A 17,149-nucleotide genomic window follows, 5' to 3' on the forward strand; every position below is an offset into this window, starting at 1 on the left:
GAGCGACTCCTACCGCTTCTTCTTCGTGCGCCGACGGACGATCAGCCGGTCGCTGGGCTTGTTGGCCCGGCGGGTGCGGCCTTCCTTCTTGCCCTTGGGGTTGACCGGGTGCCGGCCGCCGGAGGTCTTGCCCTCACCACCACCGTGCGGGTGGTCGATCGGGTTCATGGCCACACCGCGGACGGTCGGGCGCTTGCCCTTCCAGCGCATGCGGCCCGCCTTGCCCCAGTTGATGTTGGACTGCTCGGCGTTGCCGACCTCGCCCACGGTGGCGCGGCAGCGCACGTCCACCATGCGCATCTCACCGGAGGGCATGCGCAGCGTGGCGTACTTGCCCTCCTTGGCCAGCAGCTGGACGCCCGCGCCCGCGCTGCGGGCGATCTTGGCGCCGCCGCCCGGCCGCAGCTCGATGGCGTGGACGACCGTACCGGTCGGGATGTTGCGCAGCGGCAGGCAGTTGCCCGGCTTGATGTCGGCGCCCGGGCCGTTCTCGACCCGGTCGCCCTGCTTGAGTCCCTGCGGGGCCAGGATGTAGCGCTTCTCGCCGTCGACGTAGTGCAGCAGCGCGATGCGGGCGGTGCGGTTCGGGTCGTACTCGATGTGCGCGACCTTCGCCGGCACGCCGTCCTTGTCGTCCCGCCGGAAGTCGATGATCCGGTAGGCGCGCTTGTGACCGCCGCCCTGGTGCCGCGTGGTGATGCGACCGTGGTTGTTGCGCCCGCCCTTCTTCGGCAGGGGGCGCAGCAGCGACTTCTCCGGCTCGGTGCGCGTGATCTCGACGAAGTCGGACACGCTCGCACCGCGACGGCCGGGCGTCGTCGGCTTGTACTTACGGATGCCCATCTTTTTCGTTCATCCCTTGTCTGCTCCGGCGATCCCGGCCGTCAGGCCGGGGTCCCGAAGATGTCGATCCGGTCGCCCTCGGCGAGGCTGACGATGGCGCGCTTGGTGTCCTTGCGCTTGCCCCAGCCGTACCGCGTGCGCTTGCGCTTGCCCGGCCGGTTGATGGTGTTCACGTTCGTCACCTTGACGTTGAACACCTCCTCGACGGCCTGCTTGATCTGCGTCTTGTTGGCGTCCGGGCGGACGACGAACGTGTACTTGTTCTCGTCCAGCAGCCCGTAGCTCTTCTCCGAGACGACCGGCGCGATGATGATGTCGCGAGGGTCGGCGATCTTGTTCATTCGGCCACCGCCTCCGAAACACCCCCGCTTGCGCGGGGAGCACCGGTCTTCTTGGTCGCGCGCGCGATGAACTCGTCGTAGGCGGCCTTCGTGAAGACCACGTCGTCGTTCACCAGCACGTCGTAGGTGTTGAGCTGGTCGGACACCAGGATGTGGACGCTGGGCTCGTTGCGCAGGCTCTTCCAGGTGACCTCGTCCTCGCGGTCCAGCACCACCAGCACCCGCTGCGCCTCGGTCACGCCGCGCAGCGCGGTCAGCGCCGTCTTGGTCTTGGGCGTGTCGCCCTCGACCAGGTGGTCGACCACGTGGACCCGGCCGTGGCGGGCCCGGTCCGACAGGGCGCCGCGCAGCGCGGCGGCCTTCATCTTCTTCGGGGTCCGCTGGGTGTAGTCGCGGGGCTGCGGCCCGTGGACGGTGCCACCGCCGGCGAACTGCGGCGCGCGGGTCGAGCCCTGACGGGCCCGGCCGGTGCCCTTCTGCCGGTACGGCTTCTTGCCGCCGCCGCGGACGTCCCCGCGGGTCTTCGTGGCGTGCGTGCCCTGCCGCGCCGCGGCCTGCTGCGCCACCACGACCTGGTGGATCAGCGGCACGTTGGTCTTGGCGTCGAAGATCTCGGCAGGCAGGTCGAGGTCCAGCTTGCTGGTCACTTGCCCGCTCCCTTCACTGCGTCGCGCACCATGACCAGCCCGCCGTTCGGGCCGGGAACCGCGCCCTTGATGAGCAGCAGGTTCTTCTCCGGGTCGATGGCGTGGATGGTCAGGTTCTGCACGGTGGTCCGGGCGTTGCCGTGCCGCCCCGCCATGCGGAGGCCCTTGAAGACGCGACCCGGGGTCGCGCAGCCGCCGATCGACCCCGGCGAGCGGTGCTTGCGCTGGGTGCCGTGCGAGGCGCCGAGGCCGCGGAAGCCGTGGCGCTTCATCACACCCGCGGTGCCCTTGCCCTTGCTGGTGCCGGTGACGTCGACCTTCTGTCCGGCCTCGAAGACCGTGACGGTGATCTCCTGGCCGAGTTCGTACTCGGTGGCGTCGTCGGTCCGGACCTCGGCCAGGTAGCGGCGCGGGGTCACGCCGGCCTTATCGAAGTGTCCCGTGCGCGGCTTGTTCACCTTGCGCGGGTCGATCTGGCCGTACCCGAGCTGCACGGCGGTGTAGCCGTCGGTGTCCTGGGTGCGGATCTGGGTGACGACGCACGGCCCGGCCTGGACGACGGTCACCGGAACGATCCGGCCCTCATCGTCGAAGACCTGGGTCATGCCGAGCTTCTCGCCCAGGACGCCCTTCCTGTTCCTACTCATCTTCGGTGCGTCCCTCAGAGCTTGATCTCGATGTCAACGCCGGCCGGAAGGTCGAGCCGCATCAGCGAGTCGACCGTCTTGGGCGTGGGATCGATGATGTCGATCAGCCGCTTGTGCGTGCGCATCTCGAAGTGCTCGCGCGAGTCCTTGTACTTGTGCGGCGAGCGGATGACGCAGTACACGTTCTTCTCGGTCGGCAGCGGCACCGGGCCCGCGACCTTGGCGCCCGTCCGCGTCACCGTCTCAACGATCTTCTTCGCGGAGGTGTCGATGACCTCGTGGTCGTAGGCCTTGAGCCGGATGCGGATCTTCTGTCCCGCCATGGTGGCCTCGGTGTCCTTTGCTGGTAGTGCCGCTGGGTTGTGTGGTCCACCCCCACTTGCGTGGGGAATCTGCCGGAGTCGTGACGCGGCGGCCCGGCCCTCCTGCGGCCGGGCCGCCGCCTCAACGACTGACTACTTGATGATCTTGGTGACGCGACCCGCGCCCACGGTCCGGCCACCCTCACGGATGGCGAACTTCAGGCCCTCCTCCATGGCGACGGGCTGGATCAGCTCGACGCGCATCTCGGTGTTGTCGCCCGGCATGACCATCTCGGTGCCCTCGGGCAGGTTGACGACGCCGGTGACGTCCGTGGTCCGGAAGTAGAACTGCGGACGGTAGTTGTTGAAGAACGGCGTGTGCCGGCCGCCCTCGTCCTTGGACAGGATGTAGACCTGCGCCTCGAACTCGGTGTGCGGGGTGTTGGTGCCCGGCTTGATGACACACTGGCCGCGCTCCACCTCCTCGCGCTTGACGCCGCGCAGCAGGAGGCCGACGTTGTCGCCCGCCTGGCCCTGGTCGAGGAGCTTGCGGAACATCTCGACACCGGTGACAGTCGTCTTGGACGACTCCTCCTTGATGCCGATGATCTCGACTTCCTCGTTGACGTTGATCACGCCGCGCTCGATGCGGCCGGTCACCACGGTGCCGCGACCGGTGATCGAGAACACGTCCTCGATCGGCATCAGGAACGGCTTGTCGGTGTCGCGCTGCGGCTCGGGGACGTTCTCGTCCACGGCCTTCATGAGCTCCTTGATGGACTCGGCCCACTTGGCGTCACCCTGCAGGGCCTGGAAGGCCGAGACGCGGATGACCGGGACGTCGTCGCCGGGGAACTCGTACTCGCTGAGCAGCTCGCGGACCTCGAGCTCGACCAGCTCCAGGATCTCCTCGTCGTCGACCATGTCGCACTTGTTCAGGGCGACGACGATGTAGGGCACGCCGACCTGACGGGCCAGCAGCACGTGCTCCTTGGTCTGCGGCATCGGGCCGTCGGTGGCGGCCACGACCAGGATCGCGCCGTCCATCTGGGCGGCACCGGTGATCATGTTCTTGATGTAGTCCGCGTGACCCGGGCAGTCCACGTGCGCGTAGTGCCGAGCCTCGGTCTGGTACTCGACGTGCGCGATGGAGATGGTGATACCGCGCTCGCGCTCCTCGGGGGCCTTGTCGATGTCCTCGAAGGGCGTGAACGGGTTGAGGTCGGGGTACTCGTCGTGCAGCACCTTGGTGATCGCCGCGGTAAGCGTGGTCTTACCGTGGTCGATGTGCCCGATGGTGCCGATGTTTACGTGCGGCTTGGTCCGCTCGAACTTGGCCTTCGCCACTGGTTGCTCCTTGTTGCGATCCTCGGCCGGCTGGACCGGCCGCCTGATGCTGCTGGCTGGTGACCTCGGGCTCGGGTGCTACTCGCCCCGCGCCTTGGCGATGATCTCCTCCGCGACGTTCTTGGGAACCTCCGCGTAGGAGTCGAACTGCATCGTGAAGACCGCCCGGCCCTGGGTCTTGCTGCGCAGGTCGCCCACGTAGCCGAACATCTCCGAGAGGGGCACGAGCGCCTTGACGACCCGCATCCCCGCGCGCTCGTCCATGGCCTGGACCTGCCCGCGTCGGCTGTTGAGGTCGCCGATCACGTCGCCCATGTTCTCCTCGGGCGTGGTGACCTCGACCGCCATGACCGGCTCCAGCAGCGTCGGCCCCGCCCGGCGGGCGGCCTCCTTGAACGCCATGGAACCGGCGACCTTGAAGGCCATCTCCGAGGAGTCGACCTCGTGGTAGGCGCCGTCCTGAAGGGTGACCTTCACCCCCACCATCGGGTAGGCGGCGAGGACGCCGAACTCGGCCGCCTCCTGGCAACCGGCGTCCACCGACGGGATGTACTCCCGCGGGATGCGCCCACCGGTGACCTTGTTCTCGAACTCGTAACCGTCGCTGCCCTCGCCCAGCGGCTCCAGGTCGATGATCACGCGGCCGAACTGGCCGGAGCCACCCGTCTGCTTCTTGTGGGTGTACTCGACCTTCTCGACCTTCTTGGTGATCGTCTCGCGGTAGGCCACCTGCGGCTTGCCGACGTTGGCGTCGACCTTGAACTCCCGCTTCATCCGGTCGACGAGGATCTCCAGGTGGAGCTCGCCCATGCCGGCGATCACGGTCTGGCCGGTGTCCTCGTCGGTGCGGACCCGGAAGGAGGGGTCCTCCTCGGCCAGCCGCTGGATCGCCGTGGACAGCTTCTGCTGGTCGGCCTTGGTCTTCGGCTCGATCGCCACGTCGATGACCGGCGCCGGGAAGTTCATCGACTCCAGGACGATCGGGTCGCGCTCGTCGCACAGCGTCTCGCCGGTGGTGGTCTGCTTGAGACCCATCACCGCGACGATGTCGCCGGCGCCGACGCGCTCGATCTCCTCACGCTTGTTGGCGTGCATCCGGTAGATCTTGCCGATCCGCTCCCTGCGCTCCTTGACGGAGTTCAGGACCTGGGAGCCGGACTCCAGCACGCCCGAGTAGACGCGGACGAAGGTCAGCTTGCCCAGGTGCGGGTCGGAGGCGATCTTGAAGGCCAGCGCGGAGAAGGGCTCCTCCTCGCTGGGCTTGCGGCTGAGCGTGGTCTCCTCGTCGCGGACCGCGTGGCCCTCGATGGCCTCCACGTCCAGCGGCGAGGGCAGGTAGCGGACGATCGCGTCCAGCAGCGGCTGCACGCCCTTGTTCTTGAACGCCGTGCCGCACAGCACCGGGGTCAGGTTGCCCGCGATGGTGGCGCGCCGGATGGCCGGGTAGAGCTGCTCCACGGTGGGCTCGACGCCCTCCAGGTACAGCTCCATGATCTCGTCGTCGTTCTCGGCCAGGGTCTCGATCAGCTTGTCGTGCCACTCGCGGGCGGCATCGGTGTGGGTGCCGGGGATGTCGACGACGTCGTACATCTCGCCCAGCTTGGCCTCTTCGTTCCAGACCAGGGCCTTCATCGTGACCAGGTCGATGACGCCCTTGAAGTCGGCCTCGGCGCCGATCGGCAGCTGCATGACCAGCGGGGTGGCCTGCAGGCGGTCCCGGATCATGTCGACGCAACGGTGGAACTCGGCCCCGACCCGGTCGAGCTTGTTGACGAAGCAGATCCGCGGGACGCCGTAGCGGTCGGCCTGACGCCAGACGGTCTCGGACTGCGGCTCGACGCCCGCGACACCGTCGAACACCGCGACCGCGCCGTCGAGGACGCGCAGCGACCGCTCCACCTCGATGGTGAAGTCGACGTGGCCGGGGGTGTCGATGATGTTGATGGTGTGCTTGACGTCGTTGACCGGCCAGGTGCAGGTGGTCGCGGCGGAGGTGATGGTGATCCCCCGCTCCTGCTCCTGCTCCATCCAGTCCATCGTGGCGGCGCCGTCGTGGACCTCGCCGATCTTGTAGCTGATTCCCGTGTAGTACAGGATCCGCTCGGTCGTCGTGGTCTTGCCCGCGTCGATATGGGCCATGATCCCGATGTTGCGGACCTTGGCCAGGTCTACACCGGTCTTGGTAGCCACTGTCGTCCTCGCGTAAGTCGTAGTGGGTCGGTGACCGCGGTCACCAGCGGTAGTGGGCGAACGCCTTGTTGGACTCCGCCATCTTGTGCGTGTCCTCGCGCTTCTTCACCGAGGCGCCGAGGCCGTTGCTCGCGTCCAGCAGCTCGTTCATCAGCCGCTCGGTCATGGTCTTCTCGCGGCGCTGCCGGGAGTACTGCACCAGCCACCGCAGCGCCAGGGTGGTGCTGCGCGCCGGCCGCACCTCCACCGGAACCTGGTAGGTCGCGCCACCGACCCGGCGGCTCTTGACCTCGATGGTCGGCTTGACGTTGTCCAGGGCGCGCTTGAGCGTCACGACCGGGTCGTTGCCGGTCTTCTCGCGGCAACCCTCCAGGGCGTCGTAGACGATGCGCTGGGCCAGCGAACGCTTGCCGTCCAGGAGCACCTTGTTGATGAGCGCGGTGACCAGCGGCGAGTTGTACACCGGGTCGGCGATGAGCTGGCGCTTGCCAGCAGGGCCCTTGCGCGGCATCAGCTCTTCTCCTTCTTCGCGCCGTAGCGGCTGCGCGCCTGCTTGCGGTTCCGCACGCCCTGGGTGTCCAGCGAGCCGCGGATGATCTTGTACCGAACGCCCGGGAGGTCCTTCACACGGCCGCCGCGCACGAGCACGATGGAGTGCTCCTGCAGGTTGTGGCCGACCCCGGGGATGTAGGCGGTGACCTCGATCCCGCTGGTCAGCCGGACACGAGCGACCTTGCGAAGCGCGGAGTTCGGCTTCTTGGGCGTCGTGGTGTAGACGCGCGTGCAGACACCCCGGCGCTGCGGGCTGCCCTTCAGCGCGGGCGTCTTGTTCTTGGTCACCTTGTCCTGGCGGCCCTTGCGGACCAGCTGCTGGATCGTGGGCACCGCGTCTCCGTCTTCCTCGTACCGAGCCGGTATGTGTTCGTTCTGGGGTGGATCCCACTCACGCGAGACCCGTCATCACCACCTCTGACGAGGCTGTGACCTGCCGGTTTCCCGACCTCTCCGACCCACGCGGTCGGGCGTGTCGCACTCTGCCGGGCCACACGCGCAACCGCCCGGCCCCACAGGGCCGAAACAAGCCGGGGAGTATTCGCGGCGCCGGCCCTGGCACCTGGGCCTTGCCGGTGCGCACGCGGATCGGCCCGCACACCGGCGGGCACGAAGAAAGAGATTACCCAGCCCCGCGCCAAAGTGCAAAGCGAGCACCGCACTATCGCGTCGGCCCCCTCCGGCGCAAGTACCGGAGCGCCGGAACCGGTGTGACATGCACGGCGATTCTCGTTATGGGTAACCGTCCAGGCGTAGGTAAAACGTCGGAATGCCGACGAGTTGTTCCCGCCTGTTCGTCTTCGTCCGCCGCTCCCTCCAGGGGAGGCACCCCCTGGGGGGAGCGGCGGAAGCCGCGGGGTATCCGCGTCGGCATCCCGACGCCGGTCGCCGCGGCGTCCGCTACATCACGAAGGCGACGATCAGCACGATGATGATCACCAGGGCGACCACGCCGCCGACGATGTAGAGCGTCTTGCCGCCCTTGCCGCTCTTCTCGTCCGAACCGCTCGTGCCGGACGCGGCGCCGTAGCCGGGGTAGCCGCCCTGCTGCTGGGCGTACTGGCCCTGCTGCCCGTACTGGGCGGGGGCCTGCTGGCCGTACTGGCCCTGCTGAGCCTGCTGGCCCTGCTGCTGGCCGTGCTGCTGGCCGTAGGCGTGCTGCCCGTACTGCTGTTGCTGCTGCCCCTCCGGCTGCCCGTAGGGGTTCTGCTGCTGACCGCCGTACGGGCTCTGCTGCTGACCGTACGGGGACTGCTGACCGTACTGCTGCTGCTCGCCCTGCCCGTAACCCTGCTGGCCGTACTGCCCCTGCTGGGCCTGACCCTGCTGGCCCTGCTGGGCCTGGCCGCCCTGCTGGGCCCACGGCTGCTGGCCGATGTCCATGCGCGTGGCGCCGTCGGTGCCGCCACCGGCGGGGTTGCTGAACGCCTGCGTCGACCGCGCGTCCTCGGCGCCGGGCTGCTCGTGCTGCCCGTGGGACGCGCCGTACGGCGCGGGCGGGTGCTCCTCACCCGACGAGGCGGTGCCCGCACCGGCCTCGGGAGGCGGCACCATCAGGGTGCGGCCGGAGTCGACGCCCTGCTGGTCGTCCTGGGCCGCCCACGGCTCGGGGGTGGACGGCGGCGTCGGCGTTTGCCACGGCTCGCCCTGCGGCTCCGGCTGCCTGCGCTCGGGCCCCGTCGCCACGGGGATGTCGGTGCCGGGCGACCACGCGGTGGTGGCCTGGTCGTCGACGACGGGCCGGGGCCTGTCGGCCTCGGGCACGCCGGCGCCCGGACCGGGGACGATCAGGGTGCGTTCGCCGCCCTCGCCGCCCTCCGCCTGCTGCGGCTGCTGCGGTGCCTGCTGTGGCGCCTGCTGCTGTTGCTGCTGCACCTGCGGCGGCGGGGCGTAAAGGTCCTGCGCGGGGTTGTACGCGGGCTGCTGCTGGCCGTACTGCGGCTGCCCGTACTGCTGCTGCTCCGGCTGCTGCCCGTAGCCCTGCTGCTGGGCGTACGGCTGCTGCGGGTACGGCTGCTGGCCGTAGGGGGACTGCGGCGGCGCCTGAGGCGGGGTGTACCCGCCCGGCCCCTGGGCCTGCTGCCCGTACGGCGACTGCTGGTGCTGCTGCTGGCCGGGGGCGGGCTGCTGCTGGCCGTACGGCCCCTGCGGCGGCTCCTGGCCCTGTCCGTACTGCTGCAGCGGCTCGACCATGGTCGGCGGCGGAGGCGGGGGCGTGCCGCCCTGCTGCGGCTGCTGGGGCTGCGGCTGCTGCGCGGGGGGCTGCTGCCCCTGGTCGGGGGGCTGGGGTGCGGCGTGGCGGCCGCCTCCGGCGGCGCCGCCGAGCTGCGGTGCGCCGAACACCACGGTCCGGTCGCCCATCGACCGCGGTGGCTGCTGCCCTTCGGACCGTCCGCCCGGCGCCTCGGGCGACTCGTCGTCGCCCGGCGACGGCGGCTGCGGTCCCTGCGTGCCGTCATGCTCGGTCATCGTGGGGGCTCCTTCAGTGCCGTCGTCCCGGACCTCCACGCCCGGACCTCTCCGCGCTCCCGGACGTGGCCGTTCGACCGCGCCCGGGCCTTTCCGCCCCCAGCCTGCCCCGATCGGCCGGTCTATCGCAAATCACCACCACCCGCCGTGGCACAGGCGTCGCACACCGCCACCGACCACGGTGAAGGCCGCCCCGCCGGGACCCGACGAGACGGCCTTCACGACAACAGCACCGGAGCACCGCGCCGCGAGCAAACAGCGCCCCGGATTCCGGTCGCGCACCGGAGGCCACGATCCTAATCCGCGCACGCGCCCCAAGCATCTCCCCCGCTGGGTACCGGCCCGCCGCCGGTCGAACCTCACCGTGGGGGCCGCCGCGCTCGGCCGGAAAAGGCGGAGGCCGCCCCGATCGTGGATCGGGGCGGCCTCCGACGGCCGTGCGGCCGTTACCGGTTGTACTGGCCGAAGTCGTACTCCTCCAGCGGGACGGCCTCGCCGGAGCCCTGACCGAAGGCGTACTCGGCGCCGTCGTCGTAGGAGCCGACGGAGTACACCGCCGCCTTGGCCTCCTCGGTCGGCTCGACCCGGACGTTGCGGTACTGCGGCATGCCGGTACCGGCCGGGATGAGCTTACCGATGATGACGTTCTCCTTCAGGCCCAGCAGCGGGTCGCTCTTGGCGTGCATGGCCGCCTCGGTGAGGACCCGGGTGGTCTCCTGGAAGGAGGCCGCCGACAGCCACGACTCGGTGGCCAGCGAGGCCTTGGTGATGCCCATGAGGACGGGACGGCCCGCGGCGGGCGTGCCGCCCTCGGCGACCACGTTGCGGTTGGTCTCCTCGAACAGCGGACGCTCCACCAGGTCGCCGGGCAGCAGCTCGGTGTCGCCCGACTCCAGGATGTTCACCCGCTTGAGCATCTGGCGGACGATCACCTCGATGTGCTTGTCGTGGATCGACACGCCCTGCGAGCGGTAGACGTCCTGGACCTCCTGCACCAGGTGCAGCTGCACGGCGCGCGGGCCGAGGATGCGCAGCACCTCGTGCGGGTTGACCACACCGGCGATCAGCTTCTGGCCGACGTCGACGTGCTCGCCCTCCTTGACCAGCAGGCGCGAACGCATCGGCACCGGGTAGGCGATCTCGTCGGAGCCGTCGTCGGGGACGATGACGACCTTGCGGGTCTTCTCCGTCTCGTCGATCTTGACGCGGCCGGCGACCTCGCTGATCGGGGCCACACCCTTGGGGATGCGGGCCTCGAACAGCTCCTGCACACGCGGCAGACCGTGCGTGATGTCCGCACCGGCGACACCACCGGTGTGGAAGGTGCGCATGGTCAGCTGGGTGCCGGGCTCGCCGATGGACTGGGCGGCGATGATGCCGACGGCCTCGCCGACGTCCACCCGGTTGCCGGTGGCCAGGCTGCGGCCGTAGCAGGCGGCGCACACACCGATCTTGGCCTCGCAGACCAGGGCGCTGCGGGTGCGCACCTCCTCCACGCCGGCCTCGACCAGGCGGGTCAGCACCGAGTCCGACAGGTCGGTGCCGCCCGGCACGATCACCGTGCCGTCGACCTCGACGTCCTCGGCGATGGTCCGGCCGACCAGGCTGGTCTCGGAGTTGACCGGCTTGACCAGGTTGCCCGCGGCGTCCCGCTCGGCCACCCGGAACGGGATGGTGCGGTCGGTGCCGCAGTCCTCCTCGCGGACGATGACGTCCTGCGCAACGTCCACCAGACGCCGGGTCAGGTAACCCGAGTCGGCGGTGCGCAGTGCGGTGTCGGCCAGGCCCTTGCGGGTGCCGTGGGTGGAGATGAAGAACTCCACCACCGACAGGCCCTCGCGGTAGGACGACTTGATCGGCCGCGGGATGGTCTCGCCCTTGGGGTTGGAGACCAGGCCGCGCATACCGGCGATCTGGCGCAGCTGCAGCGGGTTGCCCCGGGCGCCCGACTGGATCATCATCCAGACCGGGTTGGTCTTGGGGAACGCCGCCTCCATGTCGACGGCCACGTCCGCGGTCGCCTTGTTCCAGATCTCGATGAGCTCCTGCCGGCGCTCGTCGTCGGTGATCAGGCCGCGGTTGAACTCCCGCTGCACCTTGTCGGCGCGCTTCTCGTAGGTGACCAGGATCTCCTGCTTGTTCGGCGGGACCACCACGTCCTCGATCGCGATGGTCGTGCCGGACCGGGTCGCCCAGTGGAAGCCGGTGCTCTTCAGCTCGTCCAGCGCCGCCGCCACCTCGACCTTGGGGTAGGTCTCGGCCAGCTCGTTGACGATCGCCGACAGCTGCTTCTTGCCGACCTCGTAGTTGACGAACGGGAAGTCGTTCGGCAGCGTCTCGTTGAACAGGCACCGGCCGAGCGTGGTCTCCAGCCGGTACGGCCGGCCCGGCTCGTAGCCCTCGGGCGCCTGCCAGCCGCGCGGCGGCGGGACGTCCTTGAGCCGCACCGAGATCTTCGCCTGCAGGTCCAGCTCACCGCGGTCGTAGGCCATGATCGCCTCGGCGACCGAGGAGAACGAGCGGCCCTCGCCGAGCGCGCCCTCGGCGTCGGTGGTCAGCCAGTACAGCCCGATGACCATGTCCTGGGTGGGCATGGTGACCGGCTTGCCGTCCGACGGCTTGAGGATGTTGTTGGTGGACAGCATCAGGATCCGCGCCTCGGCCTGCGCCTCGGCCGACAGCGGCAGGTGCACCGCCATCTGGTCGCCGTCGAAGTCGGCGTTGAACGCGGTGCAGACCAGCGGGTGGATCTGGATGGCCTTGCCCTCCACCAGCTGCGGCTCGAACGCCTGGATGCCCAGGCGGTGCAGGGTGGGCGCGCGGTTGAGCAGCACCGGGTGCTCGGTGATGACCTCTTCCAGCACGTCCCACACCACCGGGCGGGCGCGCTCGACCATCCGCTTGGCCGACTTGATGTTCTGCGCGTGGTTCAGGTCGACCAGGCGCTTCATCACGAACGGCTTGAACAGCTCCAGCGCCATCTGCTTGGGCAGGCCGCACTGGTGCAGCTTGAGCTGCGGGCCGACCACGATGACCGAACGGCCGGAGTAGTCGACGCGCTTGCCCAGCAGGTTCTGGCGGAACCGGCCCTGCTTGCCCTTGAGCATGTCCGACAGCGACTTGAGCGGACGGTTGCCCGGCCCGGTGACCGGGCGGCCGCGACGGCCGTTGTCGAACAGCGCGTCGACGGCCTCCTGCAGCATCCGCTTCTCGTTGTTGACGATGATCTCGGGCGCGCCCAGGTCGAGCAGCCGCTTGAGCCGGTTGTTCCGGTTGATCACGCGCCGGTACAGGTCGTTCAGGTCGGAGGTGGCGAACCGGCCGCCGTCCAGCTGGACCATCGGACGCAGGTCCGGCGGGATCACCGGGATGCAGTCCAGCACCATGCCCAGCGGGCTGTTGCGGGTGTTGAGGAACGCCGAGACGACCTTGAGCCGCTTGAGCGCGCGGGCCTTCTTCTGGCCCTTGCCGGTGCGGATCGTCTCGCGCAGCCGCTCGGCCTCGGCGTCGAGGTCGAAGTTCTGCAGCCGGGCCTGGATGGCCGCGGCGCCCATGCCGCCCTCGAAGTACTTGCCGAAGCGGTCGCGCATCTCGCGGTAGAGCAGCTCGTCGCCCTCCAGGTCCTGGACCTTGAGGTTCTTGAACCTCGTCCAGACCTCCTCCAGGCGGTCCAGCTCGCGCTGCGCCCGGTCGCGCAGCTGCTTCATCTCCCGCTCGGCGCTGTCGCGCAGCTTGCGCTTCTGGTCGGCCTTGGCGCCGGCCTCCTCCAGCTCGGCCAGGTCGGCCTCCAGCTTCTGCTGGCGGGCCTCGACCTGGGCGTCGCGAGCCTGCTCGATCTGCTGGCGCTCCACCGAGATGTGCGCCTCCAGCGTGGGCAGGTCGCGCTCGCGGCGCTCGGCGTCCACGCTGGTGATCATGTACGCGGCGAAGTAGATGATCTTCTCGAGGTCCTTGGGGGCCAGGTCCAGCAGGTAGCCCAGCCGGGACGGGACGCCCTTGAAGTACCAGATGTGGGTGACCGGCGCGGCCAGCTCGATGTGGCCCATCCGCTCACGCCGCACCTTGGCGCGGGTCACCTCGACGCCGCAGCGCTCACAGATGATGCCCTTGAACCGGACGCGCTTGTACTTGCCGCAGTAGCACTCCCAGTCCCGGGTCGGGCCGAAGATCTTCTCGCAGAAGAGCCCGTCCTTCTCCGGCTTGAGGGTCCGGTAGTTGATCGTCTCCGGCTTCTTCACCTCGCCGTGGGACCACTGGCGGATGTCGTCGGCGGTCGCCAGACCGATGCGAAGCTCGTCGAAGAAGTTGACGTCAAGCAACAGTTTTCCCCTTGAGTTGATCAGACCTCTTCGACACTGCTCGGCTCACGCCGGGACAGGTCGATGCCGAGCTCCTCCGCGGCGCGGAAGACGTCCTCATCGGTGTCGCGCATCTCGATGGACATGCCGTCGCTGGACAGCACCTCGACGTTGAGGCAGAGCGACTGCATCTCCTTGATGAGCACCTTGAAGGACTCGGGAATGCCGGGCTCGGGGATGTTCTCGCCCTTGACGATGGCCTCGTAGACCTTGACGCGGCCGAGGACGTCGTCGGACTTGATGGTCAGCAGCTCCTGCAGGGCGTAGGCGGCGCCGTACGCCTCCAGCGCCCACACCTCCATCTCACCGAACCGCTGGCCGCCGAACTGGGCCTTACCGCCCAGCGGCTGCTGCGTGATCATGGAGTAGGGGCCGGTCGACCGCGCGTGGATCTTGTCGTCGACCAGGTGGAGCAGCTTGAGGATGTAGATGTAGCCGACCGAGATCGGGTCCCTGTACGGCTCACCGGTGCGGCCGTCGAACAGCCGCGCCTTGCCGCCGGGGCCGACCATGCGGCGGCCGTCCCGGTTGGGCAGGGTGCTCTCGATCAGCCCGGTGACGTCGTCCTCGCGGGCACCGTCGAACACCGGCGTGGCGGTCTTGGTCCACGGCGGCGCCTCCTCGGCGCCCAGCTCCCGCAGCGCCCGCTTCCAGTCGGCGTCGTCGCCCTCGATCTTCCACCCCTGGCTGGCGACCCAGCCCAGGTGGGTCTCCAGCACCTGGCCGACGTTCATACGGCCGGGCACGCCCAGCGGGTTGAGGATGACGTCGACCGGGGTGCCGTCCTCCAGGAACGGCATGTCCTCGACCGGCAGCACCTTGGAGATGACGCCCTTGTTGCCGTGCCGGCCGGCCAGCTTGTCGCCGTCGGTGATCTTGCGCTTCTGCGCGACGTACACCCGGACCAGCTCGTTGACGCCCGGGGGCAGCTCGTCGCCCTCGTCGCGGGAGAACACCCGGACGCCGATGACCTTGCCCTGCTCACCGTGCGGCACCTTCAGGGAGGTGTCGCGGACCTCGCGGGCCTTCTCACCGAAGATTGCGCGCAGCAGCCGCTCCTCGGGGGTCAGCTCGGTCTCACCCTTCGGGGTGACCTTGCCGACCAGGATGTCGCCGGGGACGACGTCGGCGCCGATGCGGATGATGCCGCGCTCGTCGAGGTCGGCCAGCACCTCCTCGGAGACGTTCGGGATGTCCCGGGTGATCTCCTCGGGGCCCAGCTTGGTGTCGCGGGCGTCGACCTCGTGCTCCTCGATGTGGATCGAGCTGAGCACGTCGTCCTGCACCAGGCGCTGGGACAGGATGATCGCGTCCTCGTAGTTGTGCCCCTCCCAGGGCATGAACGCCACCAGCAGGTTCTTGCCGAGCGCCATCTCGCCGTTCTCGGTGCACGGACCGTCGGCGATGACCTGCCCGGCCTCGACCCGCTGCCCCTCGTCCACGATGGGCTTCTGGTTGAAGCAGGTGCCCTGGTTGGACCGCTTGAACTTGGCGACCCGGTAGGTGGTGCGGGTGCCGTCGTCGTTCATCACGGTGACGTAGTCGGCGGAGACCTCCTCCACCACGCCGGCCTTGTCGGCCAGGATCACGTCGCCGGCGTCGGTCGCGGCGCGGTACTCCATGCCGGTGCCGACCAGCGGCGACTCGCTGCGCAGCAGCGGCACCGCCTGACGCTGCATGTTGGAGCCCATGAGCGCCCGGTTGGCGTCGTCGTGCTCCAGGAACGGGATCATGGCGGTGGCCACGGAGGTCATCTGCCGCGCCGACACGTCGATGTACTGGACCTCGGCCGGCGGCACCAGCTCGACCTCGCCGCCCTTCTTGCGGACCAGCACGCGGTCCTCGGCGAAGGTGCCGTCCTCGGTCATCGGCGAGTTGGCCTGCGCGATGACGTAGCGGTCCTCTTCGTCGGCGGTCAGGTAGTCGATGTCGTCGGTGACCCGGCCGTCGACCACCCTGCGGTACGGGGTCTCGACGAAGCCGAACGGGTTGACGCGGCCGAAGGCGGCCAGGGAGCCGATCAGGCCGATGTTCGGGCCTTCCGGCGTCTCGATCGGGCACATGCGGCCGTAGTGCGACGGGTGGACGTCGCGGACCTCCATGCCCGCGCGCTCACGGGACAGACCGCCCGGCCCCAGCGCGTTCAGGCGCCGCTTGTGGGTCAGCCCGGCCAGCGGGTTGGTCTGGTCCATGAACTGCGACAGCTGGCTGGTGCCGAAGAACTCCTTGATGGAGGCGACGACCGGCCGGATGTTGATCAGCGTCTGCGGCGTGATCGCCTCGACGTCCTGTGTGGTCATCCGCTCGCGGACGACCCGCTCCATACGGGCCAGGCCCAGCCGGACCTGGTTCTGGATCAGCTCGCCGACGGTGCGCAGGCGGCGGTTGCCGAAGTGGTCGATGTCGTCGACCTCGATCGGCACCGGCACCACGCCGACGGTGGCCTCCTCCTCGCCGGCGTGCAGCCGGACGAGGTACTCGATGGTGGCCACGATGTCGTCCTCGGTCAGGGTCCCGGCGTTCATGTCCAGGTCCAGGCCGAGCTTCTTGTTGACCTTGTAGCGGCCGACCTTGGCGAGGTCGTAGCGCTTGGGGTTGAAGTACAGGTTCTCCAGCAGGGTCTGCGCCGACTCCTTGGTCGGCGGCTCGCCCGGACGCAGCTTGCGGTAGATGTCCAGCAGCGCGTCGTCCTGGCCGGAGGTGTGGTCCTTCTCCAGCGTGACGTTGATCGACTCGTAGCCGCCGAACCGCTCGCGGATGCGGGCCTCGTCCCAGCCCAGCGCCTTGAGCAGCACGGTCACCGGCTGCTTGCGCTTGCGGTCGATGCGCACGCCCACGTTGTCGCGCTTGTCGATCTCGAACTCCAGCCAGGCGCCGCGGCTGGGGATGACCTTGCACCCGTAGATGTCCTTGTCGGACGCCTTGTCCAGGGCGCGGTCGAAGTAGACGCCGGGCGAGCGGACCAGCTGGGAGACCACCACCCGCTCGGTACCGTTGATGATGAAGGTGCCCTTGGGCGTCATGAGCGGGAAGTCGCCCATGAACACCGTCTGGCTCTTGATCTCACCGGTGGTGTTGTTGATGAACTCCGCCGTGACGAACATCGGGGCGGAGTAGGTCATGTCCTTGTCCTTGCACTCCTCGACGGAGTACTTGGGCGGCTCGAAGCGGTGGTCCCGGAACGACAGAGACATGGTCCCGGAGAAGTCCTCGATGGGACTGATCTCCTCGAAGATCTCCTCAAGGCCCGACTGCGTCGGGACACTCTTACTACCGGCCTTCTGGGCCGCCTCGACCCGGGCCTTCCACCTCTCGTTGCCCAGCAGCCAGTCAAACGAGTTGGTCTGCAGCGCGAGGAGGTCCGGGACTTCGAGCGGCTCCTTGATGCGCGCGAAGGAGACGCGGTGCGGACCGGTTGCGGTATTCGAGGCGTTGCGCGAGGCTGCCAAGAGT

12 protein-coding genes are annotated in these 17,149 nt (G+C 69.0%); all 12 read right to left on the reverse strand.

All coding sequences use genetic code 11. The annotated features are described in order from the left end of the window. Positions 1 to 9: 9 nt before the first annotated feature. Positions 10 to 843, reverse strand: coding sequence for a 50S ribosomal protein L2 (rplB, locus tag ABZ801_RS26285; protein WP_344947544.1), 834 nt, complete (start codon positions 841 to 843; stop codon positions 10 to 12). A 41-nt stretch (positions 844 to 884) separates the two neighbouring features. Beyond that, complete coding sequence (rplW, locus tag ABZ801_RS26290; protein ID WP_344947540.1) at positions 885 to 1,184, reverse strand: 50S ribosomal protein L23; 300 nt, start codon at positions 1,182 to 1,184, stop codon at positions 885 to 887. Then, on the reverse strand, positions 1,181 to 1,831 hold the full coding sequence (gene rplD / locus ABZ801_RS26295; RefSeq protein WP_360702441.1) for a 50S ribosomal protein L4: 651 nt from the start codon (positions 1,829 to 1,831) through the stop codon (positions 1,181 to 1,183). Before rplD ends, rplW begins: the two co-directional genes overlap by 4 nt. Beyond that, positions 1,828 to 2,478, reverse strand: coding sequence for a 50S ribosomal protein L3 (gene rplC / locus ABZ801_RS26300; RefSeq protein WP_344947534.1), 651 nt, complete (start codon positions 2,476 to 2,478; stop codon positions 1,828 to 1,830). Before rplC ends, rplD begins: the two co-directional genes overlap by 4 nt. 14 nt (positions 2,479 to 2,492) lie before the next feature. Further along, positions 2,493 to 2,801 (reverse strand): 30S ribosomal protein S10, encoded by a 309-nt coding sequence (rpsJ, locus tag ABZ801_RS26305; protein WP_018657599.1) that lies wholly within the window; start codon positions 2,799 to 2,801, stop codon positions 2,493 to 2,495. A 132-nt stretch (positions 2,802 to 2,933) separates the two neighbouring features. Beyond that, positions 2,934 to 4,127 (reverse strand): elongation factor Tu, encoded by a 1,194-nt coding sequence (tuf, locus tag ABZ801_RS26310; RefSeq protein ID WP_344947531.1) that lies wholly within the window; start codon positions 4,125 to 4,127, stop codon positions 2,934 to 2,936. Between the two features lie 78 nt (positions 4,128 to 4,205). Further along, positions 4,206 to 6,317 (reverse strand): elongation factor G, encoded by a 2,112-nt coding sequence (fusA, locus tag ABZ801_RS26315; protein ID WP_344947528.1) that lies wholly within the window; start codon positions 6,315 to 6,317, stop codon positions 4,206 to 4,208. Between the two features lie 40 nt (positions 6,318 to 6,357). Next, a complete protein-coding gene (gene rpsG, locus ABZ801_RS26320; protein ID WP_344947525.1) occupies positions 6,358 to 6,828 on the reverse strand; it encodes a 30S ribosomal protein S7 in 471 nt (156 codons plus the stop codon). Next, positions 6,828 to 7,202, reverse strand: coding sequence for a 30S ribosomal protein S12 (rpsL, locus tag ABZ801_RS26325; RefSeq protein ID WP_019632621.1), 375 nt, complete (start codon positions 7,200 to 7,202; stop codon positions 6,828 to 6,830). The genes rpsG and rpsL overlap by 1 nt, the downstream gene beginning before the upstream one ends. A 567-nt stretch (positions 7,203 to 7,769) precedes the next feature. Further along, positions 7,770 to 9,338 (reverse strand): hypothetical protein, encoded by a 1,569-nt coding sequence (locus tag ABZ801_RS26330; RefSeq protein ID WP_360702447.1) that lies wholly within the window; start codon positions 9,336 to 9,338, stop codon positions 7,770 to 7,772. A gap of 446 nt (positions 9,339 to 9,784) precedes the next feature. Then, complete coding sequence (locus ABZ801_RS26335; RefSeq protein ID WP_344947519.1) at positions 9,785 to 13,657, reverse strand: DNA-directed RNA polymerase subunit beta'; 3,873 nt, start codon at positions 13,655 to 13,657, stop codon at positions 9,785 to 9,787. A 20-nt stretch (positions 13,658 to 13,677) separates the two neighbouring features. Beyond that, positions 13,678 to 17,145 (reverse strand): DNA-directed RNA polymerase subunit beta, encoded by a 3,468-nt coding sequence (gene rpoB / locus ABZ801_RS26340; protein ID WP_344947516.1) that lies wholly within the window; start codon positions 17,143 to 17,145, stop codon positions 13,678 to 13,680. Positions 17,146 to 17,149 lie beyond the last annotated feature (4 nt).

Source organism: Actinomadura sp. NPDC047616 (assembly GCF_040642915.1).
In the GTDB taxonomy this organism is placed as follows: Bacteria; Actinomycetota; Actinomycetes; order Streptosporangiales; family Streptosporangiaceae; genus Spirillospora; species Spirillospora miaoliensis.

Bases quoted from the DNA above. Each gene is read 5' to 3' on its own strand.
- rplB (WP_344947544.1), bottom strand. From the start codon at position 843: ATGGGCATCCGTAAGTACAAGCCGACGACGCCCGGCCGTCGCGGTGCG.
- rpsG (WP_344947525.1), bottom strand. From the start codon at position 6,828: ATGCCGCGCAAGGGCCCTGCTGGCAAGCGCCAGCTCATCGCCGACCCG.
- rpsJ (WP_018657599.1), bottom strand. From the start codon at position 2,801: ATGGCGGGACAGAAGATCCGCATCCGGCTCAAGGCCTACGACCACGAG.
- rplC (WP_344947534.1), bottom strand. From the start codon at position 2,478: ATGAGTAGGAACAGGAAGGGCGTCCTGGGCGAGAAGCTCGGCATGACC.
- ABZ801_RS26330 (WP_360702447.1), bottom strand. From the start codon at position 9,338: ATGACCGAGCATGACGGCACGCAGGGACCGCAGCCGCCGTCGCCGGGC.
- rplW (WP_344947540.1), bottom strand. From the start codon at position 1,184: ATGAACAAGATCGCCGACCCTCGCGACATCATCATCGCGCCGGTCGTC.